At 49.6% G+C, this 16,612-nt stretch carries 19 protein-coding genes; 10 read left to right on the top strand and 9 right to left on the bottom strand.

Going from position 1 to position 16,612, the window contains the following annotated elements; genetic code table 11:
* Window positions 1–51: 51 nt before the first annotated feature.
* The 3 genes from DP091_RS06575 (at window position 52) to DP091_RS06565 (ending at window position 3,744) form a co-directional block, all read left to right on the top strand.
* Window positions 52–2,019 (top strand): PTS fructose transporter subunit IIABC, encoded by a 1,968-nt coding sequence (locus tag DP091_RS06575; protein WP_113057583.1) that lies wholly within the window; start codon window positions 52–54, stop codon window positions 2,017–2,019.
* A 145-nt stretch (window positions 2,020–2,164) separates the two neighbouring features.
* The gene (locus tag DP091_RS06570; RefSeq protein WP_113057582.1) at window positions 2,165–3,016 is read left to right on the top strand and encodes an MBL fold metallo-hydrolase; all 852 of its coding nucleotides are present in this window, start codon (window positions 2,165–2,167) and stop codon (window positions 3,014–3,016) included.
* Window positions 3,017–3,138: 122 nt separating this feature from the next.
* Entirely contained in the window at window positions 3,139–3,744 is a 606-nt protein-coding gene (locus DP091_RS06565) for a YitT family protein (RefSeq protein WP_113057581.1), read from the top strand.
* A gap of 96 nt (window positions 3,745–3,840) precedes the next feature.
* Here DP091_RS06565 and DP091_RS06560 read toward each other — a convergent pair whose 3' ends face one another.
* The 3 genes from DP091_RS06560 to DP091_RS06550 form a co-directional block, all read right to left on the bottom strand.
* Entirely contained in the window at window positions 3,841–4,509 is a 669-nt protein-coding gene (locus DP091_RS06560) for a bifunctional 2-keto-4-hydroxyglutarate aldolase/2-keto-3-deoxy-6-phosphogluconate aldolase (protein ID WP_113057580.1), read from the bottom strand.
* A 61-nt stretch (window positions 4,510–4,570) separates the two neighbouring features.
* A complete protein-coding gene (locus DP091_RS06555) occupies window positions 4,571–5,533 on the bottom strand; it encodes a sugar kinase (RefSeq protein ID WP_113057579.1) in 963 nt (320 codons plus the stop codon).
* Between the two features lie 159 nt (window positions 5,534–5,692).
* Window positions 5,693–5,899: a DUF1657 domain-containing protein gene (locus DP091_RS06550; protein WP_113057578.1), complete on the bottom strand. Its 207-nt coding sequence runs from the start codon at window positions 5,897–5,899 to the stop codon at window positions 5,693–5,695.
* Window positions 5,900–6,060: 161 nt separating this feature from the next.
* Between DP091_RS06550 and DP091_RS06545 the strand changes: the two genes are divergently transcribed.
* The gene (locus tag DP091_RS06545) at window positions 6,061–6,921 is read left to right on the top strand and encodes a DUF421 domain-containing protein (protein ID WP_113057577.1); all 861 of its coding nucleotides are present in this window, start codon (window positions 6,061–6,063) and stop codon (window positions 6,919–6,921) included.
* 169 nt (window positions 6,922–7,090) lie between these two features.
* Here DP091_RS06545 and DP091_RS32310 read toward each other — a convergent pair whose 3' ends face one another.
* The 6 genes from DP091_RS32310 to DP091_RS06520 form a co-directional block, all read right to left on the bottom strand.
* On the bottom strand, window positions 7,091–7,174 hold the full coding sequence (locus tag DP091_RS32310; protein WP_223260591.1) for a putative holin-like toxin: 84 nt from the start codon (window positions 7,172–7,174) through the stop codon (window positions 7,091–7,093).
* Window positions 7,175–7,396: 222 nt separating this feature from the next.
* Window positions 7,397–8,518 (bottom strand): GerAB/ArcD/ProY family transporter, encoded by a 1,122-nt coding sequence (locus DP091_RS06540; protein WP_113057576.1) that lies wholly within the window; start codon window positions 8,516–8,518, stop codon window positions 7,397–7,399.
* A gap of 67 nt (window positions 8,519–8,585) precedes the next feature.
* Window positions 8,586–8,789, bottom strand: a complete 204-nt coding sequence (locus DP091_RS06535; RefSeq protein WP_113057575.1) for a hypothetical protein — start codon at window positions 8,787–8,789, stop codon at window positions 8,586–8,588.
* Window positions 8,790–8,801: 12 nt separating this feature from the next.
* Window positions 8,802–9,977 (bottom strand): Ger(x)C family spore germination protein, encoded by a 1,176-nt coding sequence (locus DP091_RS06530; protein WP_113057574.1) that lies wholly within the window; start codon window positions 9,975–9,977, stop codon window positions 8,802–8,804.
* Entirely contained in the window at window positions 9,977–11,437 is a 1,461-nt protein-coding gene (locus DP091_RS06525; protein WP_113057573.1) for a spore germination protein, read from the bottom strand. Before DP091_RS06525 ends, DP091_RS06530 begins: the two co-directional genes overlap by 1 nt.
* 205 nt (window positions 11,438–11,642) lie before the next feature.
* On the bottom strand, window positions 11,643–12,170 hold the full coding sequence (locus tag DP091_RS06520; RefSeq protein ID WP_113057572.1) for a DUF2062 domain-containing protein: 528 nt from the start codon (window positions 12,168–12,170) through the stop codon (window positions 11,643–11,645).
* Window positions 12,171–12,397: 227 nt separating this feature from the next.
* Between DP091_RS06520 and DP091_RS06515 the strand changes: the two genes are divergently transcribed.
* From DP091_RS06515 to DP091_RS06490, 6 genes are all read left to right on the top strand, one after another.
* A complete protein-coding gene (locus DP091_RS06515) occupies window positions 12,398–12,766 on the top strand; it encodes a PadR family transcriptional regulator (RefSeq protein ID WP_113057571.1) in 369 nt (122 codons plus the stop codon).
* Entirely contained in the window at window positions 12,750–13,430 is a 681-nt protein-coding gene (locus DP091_RS06510; RefSeq protein WP_113057570.1) for a permease prefix domain 1-containing protein, read from the top strand. Before DP091_RS06515 ends, DP091_RS06510 begins: the two co-directional genes overlap by 17 nt.
* Window positions 13,427–13,999: a DUF4825 domain-containing protein gene (locus DP091_RS06505; protein WP_113057569.1), complete on the top strand. Its 573-nt coding sequence runs from the start codon at window positions 13,427–13,429 to the stop codon at window positions 13,997–13,999. Before DP091_RS06510 ends, DP091_RS06505 begins: the two co-directional genes overlap by 4 nt.
* 43 nt (window positions 14,000–14,042) lie before the next feature.
* Window positions 14,043–15,359 (top strand): LLM class flavin-dependent oxidoreductase, encoded by a 1,317-nt coding sequence (locus tag DP091_RS06500; protein ID WP_113057568.1) that lies wholly within the window; start codon window positions 14,043–14,045, stop codon window positions 15,357–15,359.
* Window positions 15,360–15,459: 100 nt separating this feature from the next.
* On the top strand, window positions 15,460–15,642 hold the full coding sequence (locus DP091_RS06495; RefSeq protein WP_113057567.1) for a hypothetical protein: 183 nt from the start codon (window positions 15,460–15,462) through the stop codon (window positions 15,640–15,642).
* The gene (locus DP091_RS06490) at window positions 15,632–16,612 is read left to right on the top strand and encodes an aldo/keto reductase (RefSeq protein WP_113057566.1); all 981 of its coding nucleotides are present in this window, start codon (window positions 15,632–15,634) and stop codon (window positions 16,610–16,612) included. Before DP091_RS06495 ends, DP091_RS06490 begins: the two co-directional genes overlap by 11 nt.

The following is a 16,612-nucleotide window of genomic DNA, read 5'->3' as shown; positions in this document are numbered from 1 at the left end:
CGGCTATGGCGTAGCAGTCACCACGAGGATATCAAGGGAGTGTGAACCAGCATGAAAATTACGGATTTAATGATACAAGAAACGATGATCATGGACCTGAAGGCGGTCACGAAGGAGGCCGCCATTGATGAACTGATTGCAAGCCTGGCTGCAAGCGGGCGGATCAACGATCCGGTCTTGTTCAAAGAGATGATTCTGAAGCGTGAAGCCGAATCCAGTACGGGGATCGGGGGCGGCATCGCGATGCCGCACGCGAAGACGAAAGCGGTTAATGAACCGACCGTCGTGTTTGCCAAGAGCCGCGAGGGCGTGGATTTCGAAGCGCTGGACGGAGAGGCGGCGTATGTATTTTTTATGATCGCAGCTCCGGAAGGAGCCGGAAATACCCATCTCCGCACGCTTGCCGCGCTATCGCGGCTGTTGATCGATGCCGAATTTATCGGGCAATTGATGAATACGAAGACGCCCGGGGAAGTAACGGCGTTATTTGATTCGAAACAGGCGGTAGAAGAAGCTGCCAAGGCGGAGAAGGAAGCGGCCAAGAGAAGGGAGGCGGCAAAAAAGGAATCGGGGAAGGCGCAGGAATCCGATGTCACTTCCGAATCTGCCCCCATGAAGGTCCCTGACGGAACCTCGGATGCTTTTGTTGTTGCCGTAACGGCGTGCCCGACCGGTATTGCTCATACGTTTATGGCTGAAGATGCCTTGAAGAAGAAAGCTCAGGAAATGGGCGTCGAGATCCGGGTAGAGACCAATGGCTCGGAGGGTGCGCAGAACGTGTTGACGGAAGAGGAAATCCGCAGGGCGGCAGGCGTCATCATTGCCGCCGACAAAAACGTGGAAATGGCCCGCTTTAACGGGAAGCCCGTGCTCCAGCGACCGGTCAGCGACGGTATCCGCAAATCGGAGGAGCTGATTCGCAAAGCGATGAGCGGCGATGCGCCGATCTACCGGAACGAAGGCGGCGGTGAGTCGCAGGCGAAGGACGCGGAGAAGGGCAGCATAGGCACGAAAGTGTATAAGGACCTGATGAATGGTATTTCGCATATGCTGCCATTCGTCGTGGGGGGCGGTATTCTTCTGGCTATCTCCTTCCTGATCGAGCAGCTTGCAGGTGACAAACATCCCCTCTTCCAGCTGCTGCAGACGATTGGGGGGGGAGACGGCGCCTTCCACTTCCTCATTCCGGTTCTGGCGGGATTCATTGCGCTCAGCATCGGTGATCGTCCGGCATTGATGCCCGGTATGGTCGGAGGGCTAATGGCCCTGAATTCTAATTCGGGATTTCTTGGCGGGCTAGCGGCAGGTTTCTTGGCGGGTTATGTGGTGATCCTGCTGCGCAAAGTCTTTGCCGGTCTGCCCAAAGCGCTTGACGGCTTAAAGCCGATTCTGCTGTACCCGGTTGTCGGCCTCCTTGTCACCGGAACGATCATGTTCTACCTGTTTGATCCGTTCTTCAGCTGGATCAATCTCGGCCTGATTGATATTCTGAACAATCTGGGTACTGGAAACGCGGTGATTCTTGGTCTGATTCTGGGCGGAATGATGTCGATCGACATGGGCGGACCCTTCAATAAAGCGGCTTATGCATTTGCGATCGGCGTCTTTACATCCAGCGGCAATACGAACGGAGCCATGATGGCCGCGGTTATGGCTGGCGGTATGGTTCCTCCGCTTGCCATTGCGCTGGCGACGACGTTTTTCAAGCATAAGTTTACGGAGCAGGAACGAAAGTCCGGCGTGACCAACTACGTGATGGGTCTTTCCTTCATAACGGAGGGCGCGATCCCGTTCGCCGCTGCCGATCCGCTGCGCGTGCTGACATCTTGTATCCTTGGATCGGCGGTTGCCGGCGGGTTGACGCAGCTGTGGAGCATCAACGTCCCTGCTCCTCACGGGGGGATTTTTGTTGCCGCTCTGGCCAACCATGCGCTTCTGTTCTTGCTGGCCGTTCTGATTGGCGCGGTGATATCAGGTCTGCTGCTTGGTCTGTGGAAGAAGCCGCTTGAGCGTAAATAGATTCATACAGATGATACAATACGAGTTTGGGGTGGGCGTTTCTGCTTGCTTCGGACTCGTTTTTTTCATAGTCGGTTGGATCATATCTGCAGATGACCGCATGTTATAATCTAGTCATGATTGAAAATGGAAGGAGAGAATAGAGATGATGGAACAGAACAGCAAGGGTCGAGGCCCCGAGGAGCTTATCGAAGAAATGAACAGGACGTCCACAGCCGAAGGAATGGCTGCGGTATGGTTTCTGGGACAGGAGAGCGTTGTCCTTAAGGGCGGGGAGGTTGTCATCTATATCGATCCTTATATGTCCGATGATCTGGAACGCAAAGCGGGATTCAAGCGCGCATTTCCTGCACCGTTGACCCCGGAGCATATTACGAATGCGAACATGGTACTGATCACTCATGAGCATGACGATCATATGGATCTGGGAACGATTGCGGTCATAGCCAAACAGAATCCGGAGACAGTCTTTGTCGCACCGGCTTGCTGCCATGAAGCAATGAGAGAGGCTGGTGTCGCTCCGGAGCGCTTGTACGCGGCGATGTGCGATGAATGGCAGCAGTTCGAGGGCTTCCGACTGATGGCGATTCCGGCTGCTCATGAAACTTTGGATGAGCATGAACAGTTTGGGCACCGATATGTCGGATATTTGGTGGATATCCAGGGCGTGTTGATTTATCATGCGGGTGATACTGTCGTTTATCCTGGTTTGGTTGAAAGGTTACAAGCGCATGCGATTGATATCGGGATGGTGCCGATTAACGGGGGAGATGCCTTCCGCCGGAAAGACGGAATCGTTGGAAATATGGGCTTTCGGGAGGCGGCGGAGCTTGCCGCAGCATCGGGATTCGACCTGACCATTCCCATGCACTATGATATTTTCCCTTGGAATGGAGAGAAGCCGGGGTATTTTGTGGATTATTGTTATGAGAACTATCCATATATGAAGACCAAGGTGATGGCACGGACCGAGCGTTTGATTTATGTAAAAGATTAATAGCGAAAGGCATACCAAGCGAGTCCGGTGGAATTTTTTTCAAATGCAGGACAGCAAGTCCGCAATTTTTCGAAATGGCAGCATATAAATGAGACATGCCCTTATAAACTGGAGATGGGGAAATGGTGTCATTTCGAAAACATGTCATTATCGTGATCGGCAGTTTTCTGATTGCGATGGGGACCAATTTTTTTCTTGTCCCGCATAAGGTTTTGGATGGTGGAGTTATCGGCATCGCTTTGATAGCTAACTATGTGTTTGATCTACATATCGGATTCGTCATCATTTTGTGCAGCATTCCCATGTTTATCGCAGCCTGGATATTAAATCGCGAAATTTTTTACAATAGCCTGTCAGGCATGCTGATATCTTCATTTATCATCGATTTGCTTTCACCGCTGCAGCCGGGTTTTTTGCGGTTTTTTGCCCCGAATGTCATCCTGAGCGCGCTCCTGGGCGGGGCTTTGATCGGAGCCGGACTTGGATTTATGCTAAGACACAATGCAAGCACGGGCGGAACGGATCTGTTGGCGCACTTCCTGGCTAAATATTTGCCGTTAAATGTAGGCGTCATTATTTTGTTGATGGATGCCGTGATCATTGGTTTCGGAGGTTTCCTGTTGTCGGAAAGCACCTTCATGTATTCTGTTCTGACGATTGTAGCGGGCGGCTTTACGACAGGAATGTTCACTCAGAAGCGTTGGTTCAAAAAGAGACGGATTAAATAAACAGACAAGCCTATCAAGTCGACTCTTGATAGGCTTGTCTGCTTTATGAAAGTACGATATTTGGAGAAATCCTATGCGAAAACCGGATAGCATTTATTATCTTTGCGATTGAGCTTCCTTAAAGGCGTTGATATAAGCGCGTGCCTTTTCTGTAATCAGTTTGAAGTCACCGCTCTTCAATGCGTCCTTGGTCAGATCCGATCCGATCCCGACCGCAAACGCGCCGGCCTTAATCCATTCATGCAGATTGTCCAGATTTACGCCGCCGGTTGGCATGATGTTGGCCTGCGGGAGCGGACCCTTCAGAGATGGGATGACGGATGGAGAGTACAAATTGCCCGGGAAGAGCTTGATGACATCGACGCCAAGCTCAAGCGCGGCAACGATATCATGAACGGTTACGGCGCCCGGCATAACCGGGATACGGTAACGATTGCTGAGCATAATGGTATCGCGGTCAAAGCCCGGCGAGACGACAAACTCGGCACCGGCAAGAATGGTGATTCGAGCTGTTTCAGCATCGAGAACCGTGCCTGCGCCAATGATGGCATAGTTATCCGCTTGCGGATCTTTAGAGGAGTACATTTTGGCCAGCGTCGTAATGGCTTCGGTAGCGAACCGTACGGTCATGGTTACTTCGATAACCTTGATACCGCCTTCAATCGCACGTTTGGCAATCTCGACAACCTCTTCGGGGGAATCTCCGCGAAGGACAGCGACGACACCCGCATGATGAATTTGTTCGATCAGTTTTAGCTTTTTCATGTTACACACTCCTTCTCGTCTATGAATGGATTAGAAAGATGGCTCGTTTAAAAAACAGGAGTTAACGCTCGATATGAGCAGCATTTCCGCGCCGCTGTTGTACCTCTTCCCAGGTCGGAAGTGCTTCCCAATCACCGGGCGCTTGGATCACCAGCGAACCGGTTAAGCCGCCCAGCGAGAGAGCCTCTTCGGGTGTCCAGCCCTTGGCGATACCGGCAAGGAAACCGGCACAGAAGCCGTCGCCTGCTCCCACGGTGTCCACCACTTGATCCACCTGTTCAAAGGGAAGGGAGTAGGTGTGGCTCTTGTGGACAATGACATTGCTCCCGTTGAAACTTTTGATAACGGACATTCCGGGAAGCTGTCGCAGACGATCCAGGATCGCCTGCTCGTCCTCTGTTTCGAACAGCAGCTTGCATTCATCATAGCCCGGAAGAAAATAATCACAGGCTTCCGCAAGCTCCAGCAATACAGGACGAGCTTCCTCGATATTCCATAGCTTGAGCCTGAGATTAGGGTCAAAGCTGATCAGGACGTCATGCGATTTGCATACGGAAATGACATGCCGTATCGTCTCCAGGCAGCTGCTGCTTAGAGCTGCGGTGATGCCTGTAAAATGAAAGATGCGGGCCTTGGCTATGTATTCGGAGTTTACATGGTCCGGCGTCATGTGGCTGGCGGCGGACCCTTTGCGGTAGTAATAGACGGAGGATTGACCGCGAACGTTCTGACGCAGCATAAGACCGGTCGGTGCAGCATCCGTTTGTCTGGCGGCGGAAATGTCGACACCTTCTCCTCGAAGCGTTTTCAAAATTCCGGTTCCGATCGGATCGTTACCGAGCTGACCGAACCATCCGCTGCTGCAGCCAAGCCTGGCCAAGCCGATGGCTAGATTGCTTTCGGCACCGCCGAAGGATTGTGCCATGCTTCCTCCTTGTCCTATACCCCGTGCGCCTTCCGGATATAATAATCCCATTGATTCACCAAACGTGATGACATCGATAGGACGCGTTTCATTTTTCATCGAATCTACCCCCTTGAATTCAGTCGCCGTTATTAACACTTTACCCTGATGGGGAGGATAACTCAATAATAAATAACATTATATAAAGCACCTCCTATCAGGGGAGGATAGGAGGTTTGCATGGGCGTACAAGTGATGGAGCAAACTAAAAACGAAAGTTTAGAAACCTTTATACTGAGGCTCTTCCTGTTCAAGCTGCTGAACTCGCTCGGCCACTTGGTTCACGACTTGTTGTGTTTGTTGTGCTGCCGCCGTGAACAAATCCTTGGCATTTTGATCCTGCGTGGACAGTGCAAATTGCTCAAGGCTGGCCTGAGCGCTTTTTAAGGAGGAGAGACATGTTTTAACATCGGAAGCTACGGTCATTGCTTTTTATCACTCCTTTCATGCGTAATAATGTACGCATTTTGTAGAAGAACATGCACGGAGTTCCCTTTGGGAAATAATGGCGTGATTTCTAAAGGGATATTTGACAATAATCTAAAGTGTGATTATCAAGTCAAGGCATGAAATGAGGAGGCTTTATTGTGGCCGAGTGGTTGGAAATTGTACTTAGAACCTTATGTGCTGTGGTCGTGTTGTTTCTGATGACGAAACTGCTGGGCAAGCGGCAGGTTACACAGCTATCTTTTTTTGAATATTTAACGGGGATTACGATTGGCAGCTTGGCCGCCTACATCTCCTTGGATCTTGATGCGAACTGGTATTTGGGATTAGTGGCGCTGGGCGTATGGGTAGCCTGTTCATTACTTATTGAATTCCTGACAATCAAGAGCAAGAAGGCCAGGGATTTTATCGATTTTAAGTCGACCGTGCTCATCAAAGACGGCAAGATATTAGAAGATAATTTAAAGAAAGAAAAACTGTCTGCCGATGAGTTAATGCAGCAGCTGCGGAAAAAAGACGTGTTTCAGGTCGCTGACGTGGAATTTGCCATTATGGAGTCTAGCGGGGAAATTAATGTTCTGCTGACGCGTGAGAATCTGCCTTTAACTCCTAAAGACCTTGGTGTCCAGGTAGCGCCGGAAAAGCCCGGACAGGTTGTCGTCATGGATGGTGAGGTCATGGATGAACCGCTGCGCGTCGCAGGCTTCAATCAGGGATGGCTGGTGGAAGAACTGGACAAGCAGGGTGCTAAGATCAAGGATGTATTTCTCGCCCAGGTAGACAATTATGGACAACTAATCGTCGATTTGTATGATGATCAGATTCAGGTTCCCCAAAATGAGGAGCGGAAACTGCTCTATGCGAATTTGAAAAAATGTCAGGCGGATTTGGAGTTATTCAGCCTCAGTACAAAGAGTAAGAAGGCGAAAAAAATGTATGAAGAATGCTCCAAACAGATCGAGAAAATTATAGCCGAAGTAAAGCCAATCCTAAATACTTAATTCGGGAGCCCCCGAGTCATAATTCCGTGAAAATCGGAATAGGATATTTTTGTGTATTATAAAAGGAGCCGGTTGCCGCCGACTCCCGCACAGCAGATCATCACCTGCAAGGTGGATATTTGCTTGCAACCAGACGTAAGAAATAGATTCATCTGTACAAGGGACGGGTCTATTTCTTATTATGGAAGGCAAGGATCGAGACGACCAGAGTGGCGAACGATATCATTAAAGCCAAAGCTTCATTCACGCCCATGCCTATCACCTCCTGCTGCCACCCTTGTCAGCTGGTCTACTGTACTATATAATATGCCAATTGCTTACAATAAAAGAACCTTTTTGTAGGAAGCGCTTTCATAAAATGTTGATTTTTTGACGAGTTAAATAAGTATAAACTTCAATTAGGTTGATCAAAGAGGCTAAGAGAGCGGCAAATGCAGCTCTCTTATTTCGTTTTCATCAGGATATCGATACAGTTTTAAGATTCAGCGGGTTTATGATTGGCTTTAGGTTTTTGTTTGCGCTTGGGTCTGCGTTTACGGAACAGGGAGGCGATCCAGTAGAAAATAGGGATAAACTCCATAAGAATAAAGAACATCGCCATCCCGAAAGAATTGAAGTCCTGAAGAAAGAGGATCGGATTTTGCGAATACTGAAATGCAATTACGATAGCCGTTCCTCCAATGATGGCAATCAACGGTCCATCCATTTGCTTCAGATGAAGCAGTTTGGCAAGACATCTTACACTTACATGGATGAGAAAGGCGCTATGGAAAAACATCGAACTGCTCCATAATCCGATGATAAGCGGATCAGAATTGCCGAGAAACCCACTGGCTGCACGCATTAATTCAACAAGCGGATATTGCATCTCCCGCCCTAAATAAGGACCGAAATTCAGTAAAGCTGAGGCCCATTGGAGCAATATGCCTATCGTTACCAATATCCCTGATGCGGCGAGGTTTCGAAACGATTTCTTATTAAATTGGATATAGGGAGCGAGAAAGAGAAAAACGATCCATTCCGCAAAGAATGATAAACAGAACAAGGCATCCTTGATTGCCGACTCATAATTATGATGCCTGACCATCGCAATCATCATATCAAAATGGGCTTCCTTGAAGAAAAACATGTTCATGGACACGATGGCAAGGACAATGACGAGAAACAGCCCGTCCGAAATATAAATCATCGTCTCCATACCCCATCTGGCAGTGATCATAACAACCAGACCCACGATTAGGAGCACGAACCATTGAGGAGACTCACGCATGTAATTGGTGTCGAAGAATAAAGTGAAGCTTTCGATATCCATTCCTATGTAATTGATCGACCAGAAGAAAACCAAAGCGACGACAGGGATATGAATCCATTTGCTGACAAGCATACTGCCGAAGTCGATCCAGGGTTTCTGAGTATCCCACAGCGCGAGCTTTACCGTAAACCACAGGAAGATTAAACTCATCGCATAGCCTCCCAGAATCGCAGCCCATCCTAAATAAGCAGAGCTCCACAATAGGGGACTGATCAGAAATCCGGTAGGTATGGCGTTAAGGTAGACAAATCCGAAACGGAACAGCTGCCAGGGAGTATTGCGCATCTTGGGTTCGTACATCCTTTCCGTTATTGATTATGACCTCTGTAAAAGCACCCCGATAGATTTTTCATTATATGTTTTCAAGCCAGCCGAATATCAGCATAATCAGATGGTTGGGGGTCAGTCGCTCGTGAGAGTATAAGGTGAATAAATTCCAGACGGTGAACACAAGAATCAGTATGAGAACCGTCCATTTTTCACGAGGTGCTTTTGCCTTTTTCTTCGCGATATACCATTCCACCAAGGAGTACACGAGGAACAGAAGAGCGAGCATGGGCATGCCTCCTTATTTGGGATTCATTCTAAGCACGGAACCGAAGTTTCGAACTTTGATGTCGGTAACCACCTGAATCTCAACTTCGTTTTTGTAATAATCGGGCCAGTTGGCACTAACCTTCTGCCAATGATCCGGATAGTTCCAATCGACCAGCATGCCAAGCTGCAGGATATCTGATCCAACCCGTTGCGACGTACGAAGAGCCTTTCTTAAATGACCGGCGATCTGATCATTGAGCTCACGCTCGATGAGCTCTTTCACCTGAAGGGTATCCAGCTGCTTCTGCTTTGGTTTATATATGACATCACCCGTTCCGCTTAGCTTTACCGTGAACACCGGATGACCCGAAACCATGCGCACCGACTTCTTGGAGCTTGATGTGATAAGAAATACGCTTGCCTTTTTATCTTCACTCCATTGAACGGTATACAGAGGACCCTTTACCTCGTTCACTGCCCAACTGACGGCCAGCGACTCCTTCATCGGGAGTGTGGCCACAAGTTTATGATGACGGAAAAGCGCCGTGCCCTGAATCCCTGCCCAGGGCTCCAGTTTCTCTTGGTCGGCCACCATAGGCTTCAAGCCTGCTGACAGATAGTTCAAGGCATAGCCTTGATTGGCCGATTCGGCATACAGGCAATCCTTCAGGTTCGTCACAATCATGTTGTGCTGGTCTGCAAAGCGGGTGAGTACCTCCGAGGGCATCTGTTCAAAGACCGGCGTCAGCTCCGCGACTTTTTTGGCGTCTCCGGGTGCAACCATTAAATAAATATTCAGGTTGGTTGTCGGTTCTCGCTGGAGCCAGTCCGTAAGCTCTTCTAATCCCGCCTCCGCGAAGCTTTTGCCAACGATTACGACCTTGGTGTGACTGAAGTCAAAACGCCTGGAAAGATCCCGTTGAATCAGATGCAGGGCATCCTGCACGGTACTGGACGTCTTGGTTACCATGGCATACGGGTCACCGCCACCTTGGCCGCCTGCTTGGCTTCCAGACGTAAGCCGATTTGGCAGGGGGGCACTGATCGTAACTTCTACGGTGTCTTCTTGCTGACCTTTATTCACATACATGGCAAATACAAAGGTTTGCTCATTGATTTCAACCTTGGTCATCGTGAAACCGCAACCCGTCAACAGAGTCAGGGGAAGCACCAATTTCAACAAGTTAAGCAATTTGAGTATCGGCATTATGACTTTCTTCTCCTTAAATTGTTGGAAGACGCATAGGTTTTAGGCCGGTTCTTCATGAGCATGGATGGTGCCCGCAAAAAGGTATCCTTCCATTCGGATATCACAAGTGGCGCAACGGGCTGCAGATAAGGCGTATTAAATGACTTCAGGGAAGCCATGTGGCCATACACAAGGAAGGCAGCGGCAAATACGCCGATTAGGCCGAGTGTCCCTCCGAGAATGAGTATGGGGAAACGCAGCAAGCGGAACGCAAGCCCAAGCTCGAAGTGCGGAATGATGTAAGAAGCGATTCCGGTGATCGAGACCACGATGACCATCGGGTTGGATACGACCCCCGCTTCCACTGCGGCCTGTCCAATGACGATGGCGCCGATAATGGATATCGTCTGTCCGACGGGCTTTGGGATCCGGGTTCCGGCTTCCCGCAGCGCTTCAAAGGTCAGTTCCATGATCAGTGCCTCCGTTAAAGCGGAGAACGGGATATTTTCACGTGATGCCGCAATGGTGATCAGCAGATCGGTGGGTATAATGGATGGCTGAAATGTCGTAATCGCCACATATAGCGAAGGCATCAGTAATGAGATAATGGCGAACACGAACCGGACAATCCGGATCCAACTTGAGGAGAAGAAGCTGTGATAATAATCCTCGGACGACTGCAGCAGGGAAAATAGAGTGACAGGCACAATCAGTGCCGACGGCGTTCCATCCTGCATGATGCCGACCCTGCCTTCAAGCAGAGAAGCGGCTACGGAATCGGGTCGTTCCGTGTATTGAAACTGCGGAAACGGAGATTTCACGCCTTCCTTCATTTGCTCGGACAAGGTGCTGATCCCGAAGGTGCCGTCAATGGATATGCTATTCAGCTGCCGGTCCACTTGAGCGACAACTTCGGGTTTACATAAGCCGTCGACGTACACCATATATACCGCGGTCTTGGAATAGTCACCAATCTGATAACGCACGGTTTTGAGGTCCGTATGCTTGATTTTGTGCCGGAGCAGCGATAAATTCGTGCCAATGTCTTCGATAAAGGCTTCCTGCGGCCCGTTCACCACGAGCTCATTCTGAGATTCCGAAACCGCCCGTTTCTGATACAATGCGATGTCAAATAAATAAGCCTCTGCCAACTGCTCCACGACCACTACCGCTGTGCCCTCGACAATCATATTGGCAATATACTCCGCCGAGGAAGAGCGATGAAATGGAACCGACAGTATATCTCCACGATCCATACGGTCAATGAAGTCGTTGAAATTATGCTGAATCAACGAGGCTTCCTTAATCAGCGGTTTGACGATATGTTCGTGCAGGGTGCTGATATCCACAATGGATTCAATGTAGATGACGGTGCACGTTGATCCATGGACACGTAAGGATTGATAGATGACGTCCTCGCAATTCAGAAGCCGTTCTTTAACAGGGTCAAGCAGTACGTACTGCACCTTGGATTTCATTCAGTTTTCCCCTCCTTTGCCGATATGTAGTAAAGGCTCATCCTCTTTAGAATGCCGTGTTTTTAGCAACTTATACCGAATTTTCCAGAGAAACCGGCCAGGACTGAAGAGGAGTTGAGATCCGGAAAGGGACAAACATCTTAATTCTAAAAAATAAAAAGCGCCTAAGGAGAGGGTTCCAGGCGCTTTTCAATGTGAGTTTTAATTAAGACTTCGATTTACCTCTTCGAACGGACTCTTTGATTTTGTGAAGCAGGGGTCTGCGGTAAACGGAAAGCAAGATGCGCAGTAAAATATAGAGGATCAATGTAGAGAGGATGCTATTGATGAGGGCACCGACAAGAAAGTTGACGCCCATATCCCCTAATCTGCCAAAATGGTTCGTCTCAATCCTATAATCCGTCTCAGGGACAGGTACCGAGAGAGCATCTTCGATTTCAAAGGTTTTGGGAAATGTGGTGAACAGATGCACAAATACCCCGATTCTATAGTTTAAATAGAACAGGATCGGCCACAAGACGGAGCCTGCCGAAGCTGCAAGGAAGGCGGAAGGGATGTTCGCCCGAACCATACGAGCGAGCAGCGGAGCCAGCAGCAGATCAATGCCGAAGGTTGGATACCAGCAAGGAAAGAAGCCTACGGCAAAACCGAGCGCGATTCGATGATCGCTATTTTGCATGCGGAGAGTCCGGAGAATATAGTATTTCAGTCGTCGAATGTATTTATGAAGCAAAACCGTCTCCTCCTGCACGTACTAAATACAATAATGAAGGGATTGGAACCGCATCTTGTATCGTAGGGATTCCATTTATAATAGGAAGAACTTTCAAGAATTATATAGTAGTGCTTGTAAACCGTCAATCGAGGTAAGAAGAAATATATGTATGTAATATTACTTTGACATGCATAGTAATATGCGTTATATTATTCCTATTCGTTTCGTTAAGGAGGTCAGGGTATTTGATAGATTCCATACATAACAGCGATTTGATACGTGGAAATATTGATACCTTTATTTTGCGCGTGTTATTGGACGGAGATAATTATGGTTATCAGATCATTAAAGAAATCTCGCTGCGAAGCGGGAATCGATTTGAGCTGAAGGAGCCTACATTGTATTCCAGTCTGAGAAGGTTGGAGAAGCAGGGATTCATCCGTTCCTATTGGGGTGAAGAAACCCAGGGCGGAAGGCGCAAATATTACAACCTGAGCCAGGAGGGACAGAGACGCTTGCGGCAGAATCAGGACGAATGGAAGGCTGCGCGCGAGATTATTGATATTCTGATCGGAAACGGAAAGGAGCTGACAGACGATGGCCAACAGTCATGACTTAGAAATCTTTGTGGATCGTCTATTTGCGAATCAACGCAAAACCAAGGAAGTGGTAGAGCTGAAACATGAGGTTCTCAGCAATTTGGAGGCTCGGGTTACGGATTATATGGAGAATGGCATGGAATATCAATCGGCCATCAGTCTGGCCATTGATAACATCGAAGATATCGAAACCCTCATTGACGATAATCAAAAAGTTTACAGCTACCGTTTCCGCTATGAATTGGTTCAGAGCGCGCTTATTTATTCCTTGCTGGCGTGGATCGTCACGATCCCGGCCCGATTTTTGCCAAGCGGTATAGGGGTGAACACCCTTCTGCTATGTCTCGTTGTCTTAACCGGAGCGGTGTATCTTTCCATGTCGCGGCATCTGAAACGATATGAGAAGCGGACAGCTGTGGTCAACGCAGGCAAATTGGCCAAATGGAGCAAAGGGGCATGGTGGCTGTGGTCGATATTTATCGTAGTTGTATCCATGTACACCTTCCTGATTCAATACGGCAGCGATCTATGGTTTGGGCGAGAATTGCGGATCGATGGGCCCTATTCGTTCTACGTGACCGTCATGCGATATGCCATCCCGATGACGTCGGTCATCATTCCGCTGCTTGTCCAAAAAGCTAGTAAATTAACTCTTCAACTTGAGGTGAATGAACCATGAGCAAAAAAAATGGGCTGATCGTTATACTGCTGCTTATCGGTATAGCGGGTATGGCTGCACTGGAAGGATTCATCAAGCCCAAAGCAGATGAACAGGCCGTTCAATATGAAGCGGAGCAGAATGATCCGTTGACGCATGATATCCGGAATTCGTTAAGCTTTGCGAGCCCGTATATGGGGAATGCCGGGAACCTGATCAATTTGAATGCATCGCTTCCCATGCGTGACATCGAACGCACGTTTCAGTTGTATCCGGAGGAATTGACGGCCGAGATCCGATTCCAGGCCAGGGCCGACGAACTGCAAGAGGAGAAGCTGAAACAGCTGCTGGTTTATAATTCCACTGCTAATTTTGCCATGATTGATAAATTGGAGAAACTGATTCTCGCCTTTGAAGACCAAACCTTCACCATCCGGCGGGATGAGGTGGAGTCGTGGTTCGGCAATCAGGTCACACTTGCTTCATTACAGGATGCCCGGATATGGGAGAAGGAGGTTCAATCCCGTCTTGATGATATGAAGTTTGTCGGTGATTACGTAGAGAACCTGGTTGAGCGTAAGTTTCTGTAGAGGAACAGCTTATCGCAGAGATCAAGCGAAGGGGAGTATAGAGATGGGGGCGGAGCGAAGCCAATTAAGTCTGGGTGCTTTTCTAATGAATTATGGCCATCATATTGCCGCTTGGCGGCATCCCGGTTCGGCGGGGGTCGGAGCCGTGGATTACGATTTCTATAAGCGCTGCGCTCAAGCAGCCGAACGCGGAAAATTCGATATGGTATTCCTTGCGGACAACAACTCGATTCCGTTGATCGAGGATTTGCGGACGAATGTCAGCTTTCTTCAGCCTGAAGCGCTGACCATGCTCAGCAGTCTGGCAGGCGTCACGGCGTATGTTGGATTAGCCGGCACGGCATCTACCACATTCAACGAGCCCTACGCATTGGCTAGACGCCTGTCCACGCTGGATCATATCAGTGGCGGCAGAGCCGCATGGAATGTGGTGACTTCCACGAAGGATGCCGAGGCGCGCAATTTCGGCTCGGCTGAATTAATGGAGCACGGGAAGCGGTACGAACGGGCGGAGGAATTTCTGCGGGCTGTGATGGCATGTTGGGACAGCTGGGAGGACGATGCCCTTGTGTTGGATCGGCAGAGAGCTGTTTTTGCGGATACGGCCCGGATTCATCGGGTTCACCATGAAGGAGAATTTTTCAGGGTGGAAGGGCCGTTGAACATGCCCAGATCCCCGCAAGGCAGGCCCGTTATCATTGAAGCGGGAACCTCGGCAGCGGGAAGAAGGCTGGCCGCCCAAACAGCCGATGTTGTGTTTACGGCCTGTGAGAGTAAAGAAGATGCGATAAGGTATTACCGCGAGTTTAAGGAGATGCTTAAGGAGTATGGACGGGAAGGGGAGGAGGTGAAGGTTCTCCCGGGATTGCTGATCTTCCTCGGAGAGAGCGAAGCCGAAGCTTTGGCGTATCACCGGGCATTCAGCGAGCTCATCTTGCCGGAAGCAGGGGTGAAGTATTTATCTCAATTGCTGAATGCGGATTTGAGCGAATATTCGGTAGACGGTCCGCTGCCTGATCTGCGGAGGGAAGGCAACAGCAGCCGGGCGATCATGATTATGGATATGGCCGCGAAATCGGGCATGAGCATTCTGGAGCTGGGCAGACATTACGCTGTCGCCAGAGGTCATATGACGATGATCGGAACCCCGCAGCAGATTGCCGATCGGATCGAGGATTGGTTTCGAAGCGGGGCTTGCGACGGATTCAACATTATGGCCCCTTTGCTTCCGAGTGGACTTGAACAGTTTGTGGAGGGCGTAGTGCCGCTGCTCCAGCAGCGCGGACTGTTTCGCGAGGACTATACAGGCAGAACGTTACGGGACCATCTTGGTCTCAACCGGCCGGAAACCCAACATTAAAAATAATTGACGACAAAATTAGACGATGCTATAATCCTACTTAACATATCGGAAATAATAGAATTTATGCGCAATCTACCGGACAGCCGGAGATGCATCCTTGGATCAACTAGTGATCCGAGGTGTGTCTTCGGCTGTTTTTTTAGATATCAGACCCTTCGAGCAGGTCCTTCCTGATATCGAAGAAAACTTACCTTTGAATCGCTCGCTCATCCTTGAAAAAGCCTCGATAGAGGTTTTCTTATCTGAATCTTATGAGGAGGCTGCAATGTATGAAGTATAGACCACTGGGCAGAACGGGAATTCAAGTGTCGGAGGTGAGCCTCGGGACCATGGCTTTCGGGCGTTGGATCGATGAGAGGGCTTCGGCCGCCGTATTGGATCTGGCGCTTGCTTCCGGAATCAATCTGATCGACACGGCGGACGTATACGGCACGGGTATGGATAACGGGAACGTAAATCAGCTTGGGGAGTCGGAAGAAATTTTGGGCAGGCTGCTGAAGGAGCGAAGACAGGACATTCTTCTGGCTACGAAGCTGCATAACCGGATCGGACCCGGCATCAATGACCAAGGCCAAAGCCGCTATCATATTTATCGCGCGCTGGAGAACAGCCTTCTCCGGCTCCAAACGGATTATATCGATCTTTATCAAGTGCACCGGTTTGATGAGTTTACCCCGCTGGAAGAGACGCTGGAGGCGCTCACGGATGTTGTGCGACAGGGAAAAGTGCGCTATATCGGCTGCTCGAACTACGCGGCCTGGCAGCTGGCCAAAGCTCATGGCATCAGTGCGCTCCATGGTCTTCGCAGGTTCGAAAGCGTACAGCCGGAATACAGTCTCATTACAAGAGATATCGAACGTGAATTAATTCCCTTTGCCCAGTCCGAACACGTTGGGGTTATCGTGTACAGCCCCCTCGGCCGGGGCATATTGTCCGGGAAGTACCGGGCGGGAGAAGCTCCCCCATCGGCCTCGCGCTTGGCTGCAGGCGAACAGAGACTGCAATTGCTGCTGAACCAGAGGCATGCGCTCTCCATTGTAGAAGCGATCCGGCCGCTGGCTGAGTACCGGGGATGGACGCTTCCGCAGTTCGCCCTGAACTGGGTGCTTAGTCGCCCGGGCATCACGTCAGCCATTGTCGGAGCATCCAGGCCGGAGCACATTGCAGATACCTTGAAATATTCGGATGAGCGGCTGACAGAAGAAGAACTGAAGGAAATTGATCGTTTATCGGAGGAAATCCGCGGATAA

Origin of the sequence: Paenibacillus sp. MDMC362 (assembly GCF_003269305.1) — a bacterium.
In the GTDB taxonomy this organism is placed as follows: domain Bacteria; phylum Bacillota; class Bacilli; order Paenibacillales; family Paenibacillaceae; genus Paenibacillus_AQ.
This window is presented reverse-complemented; position numbering and strand designations above follow the sequence as displayed.

Coding starts and splice junctions, on each gene's coding strand:
- DP091_RS06575 (WP_113057583.1), top strand. CDS start 52: ATGAAAATTACGGATTTAATGATACAAGAAACGATGATCATGGACCTG.
- DP091_RS06570 (WP_113057582.1), top strand. CDS start 2,165: ATGATGGAACAGAACAGCAAGGGTCGAGGCCCCGAGGAGCTTATCGAA.
- DP091_RS06565 (WP_113057581.1), top strand. CDS start 3,139: ATGGTGTCATTTCGAAAACATGTCATTATCGTGATCGGCAGTTTTCTG.
- DP091_RS06560 (WP_113057580.1), bottom strand. CDS start 4,509: ATGAAAAAGCTAAAACTGATCGAACAAATTCATCATGCGGGTGTCGTC.
- DP091_RS06555 (WP_113057579.1), bottom strand. CDS start 5,533: ATGAAAAATGAAACGCGTCCTATCGATGTCATCACGTTTGGTGAATCA.
- DP091_RS06550 (WP_113057578.1), bottom strand. CDS start 5,899: ATGACCGTAGCTTCCGATGTTAAAACATGTCTCTCCTCCTTAAAAAGC.
- DP091_RS32310 (WP_223260591.1), bottom strand. CDS start 7,174: ATGGGCGTGAATGAAGCTTTGGCTTTAATGATATCGTTCGCCACTCTG.
- DP091_RS06540 (WP_113057576.1), bottom strand. CDS start 8,518: ATGCGCAATACTCCCTGGCAGCTGTTCCGTTTCGGATTTGTCTACCTT.
- DP091_RS06535 (WP_113057575.1), bottom strand. CDS start 8,789: ATGCTCGCTCTTCTGTTCCTCGTGTACTCCTTGGTGGAATGGTATATC.
- DP091_RS06530 (WP_113057574.1), bottom strand. CDS start 9,977: ATGCCGATACTCAAATTGCTTAACTTGTTGAAATTGGTGCTTCCCCTG.
- DP091_RS06525 (WP_113057573.1), bottom strand. CDS start 11,437: ATGAAATCCAAGGTGCAGTACGTACTGCTTGACCCTGTTAAAGAACGG.
- DP091_RS06510 (WP_113057570.1), top strand. CDS start 12,750: ATGGCCAACAGTCATGACTTAGAAATCTTTGTGGATCGTCTATTTGCG.
- DP091_RS06505 (WP_113057569.1), top strand. CDS start 13,427: ATGAGCAAAAAAAATGGGCTGATCGTTATACTGCTGCTTATCGGTATA.
- DP091_RS06500 (WP_113057568.1), top strand. CDS start 14,043: ATGGGGGCGGAGCGAAGCCAATTAAGTCTGGGTGCTTTTCTAATGAAT.
- DP091_RS06490 (WP_113057566.1), top strand. CDS start 15,632: ATGAAGTATAGACCACTGGGCAGAACGGGAATTCAAGTGTCGGAGGTG.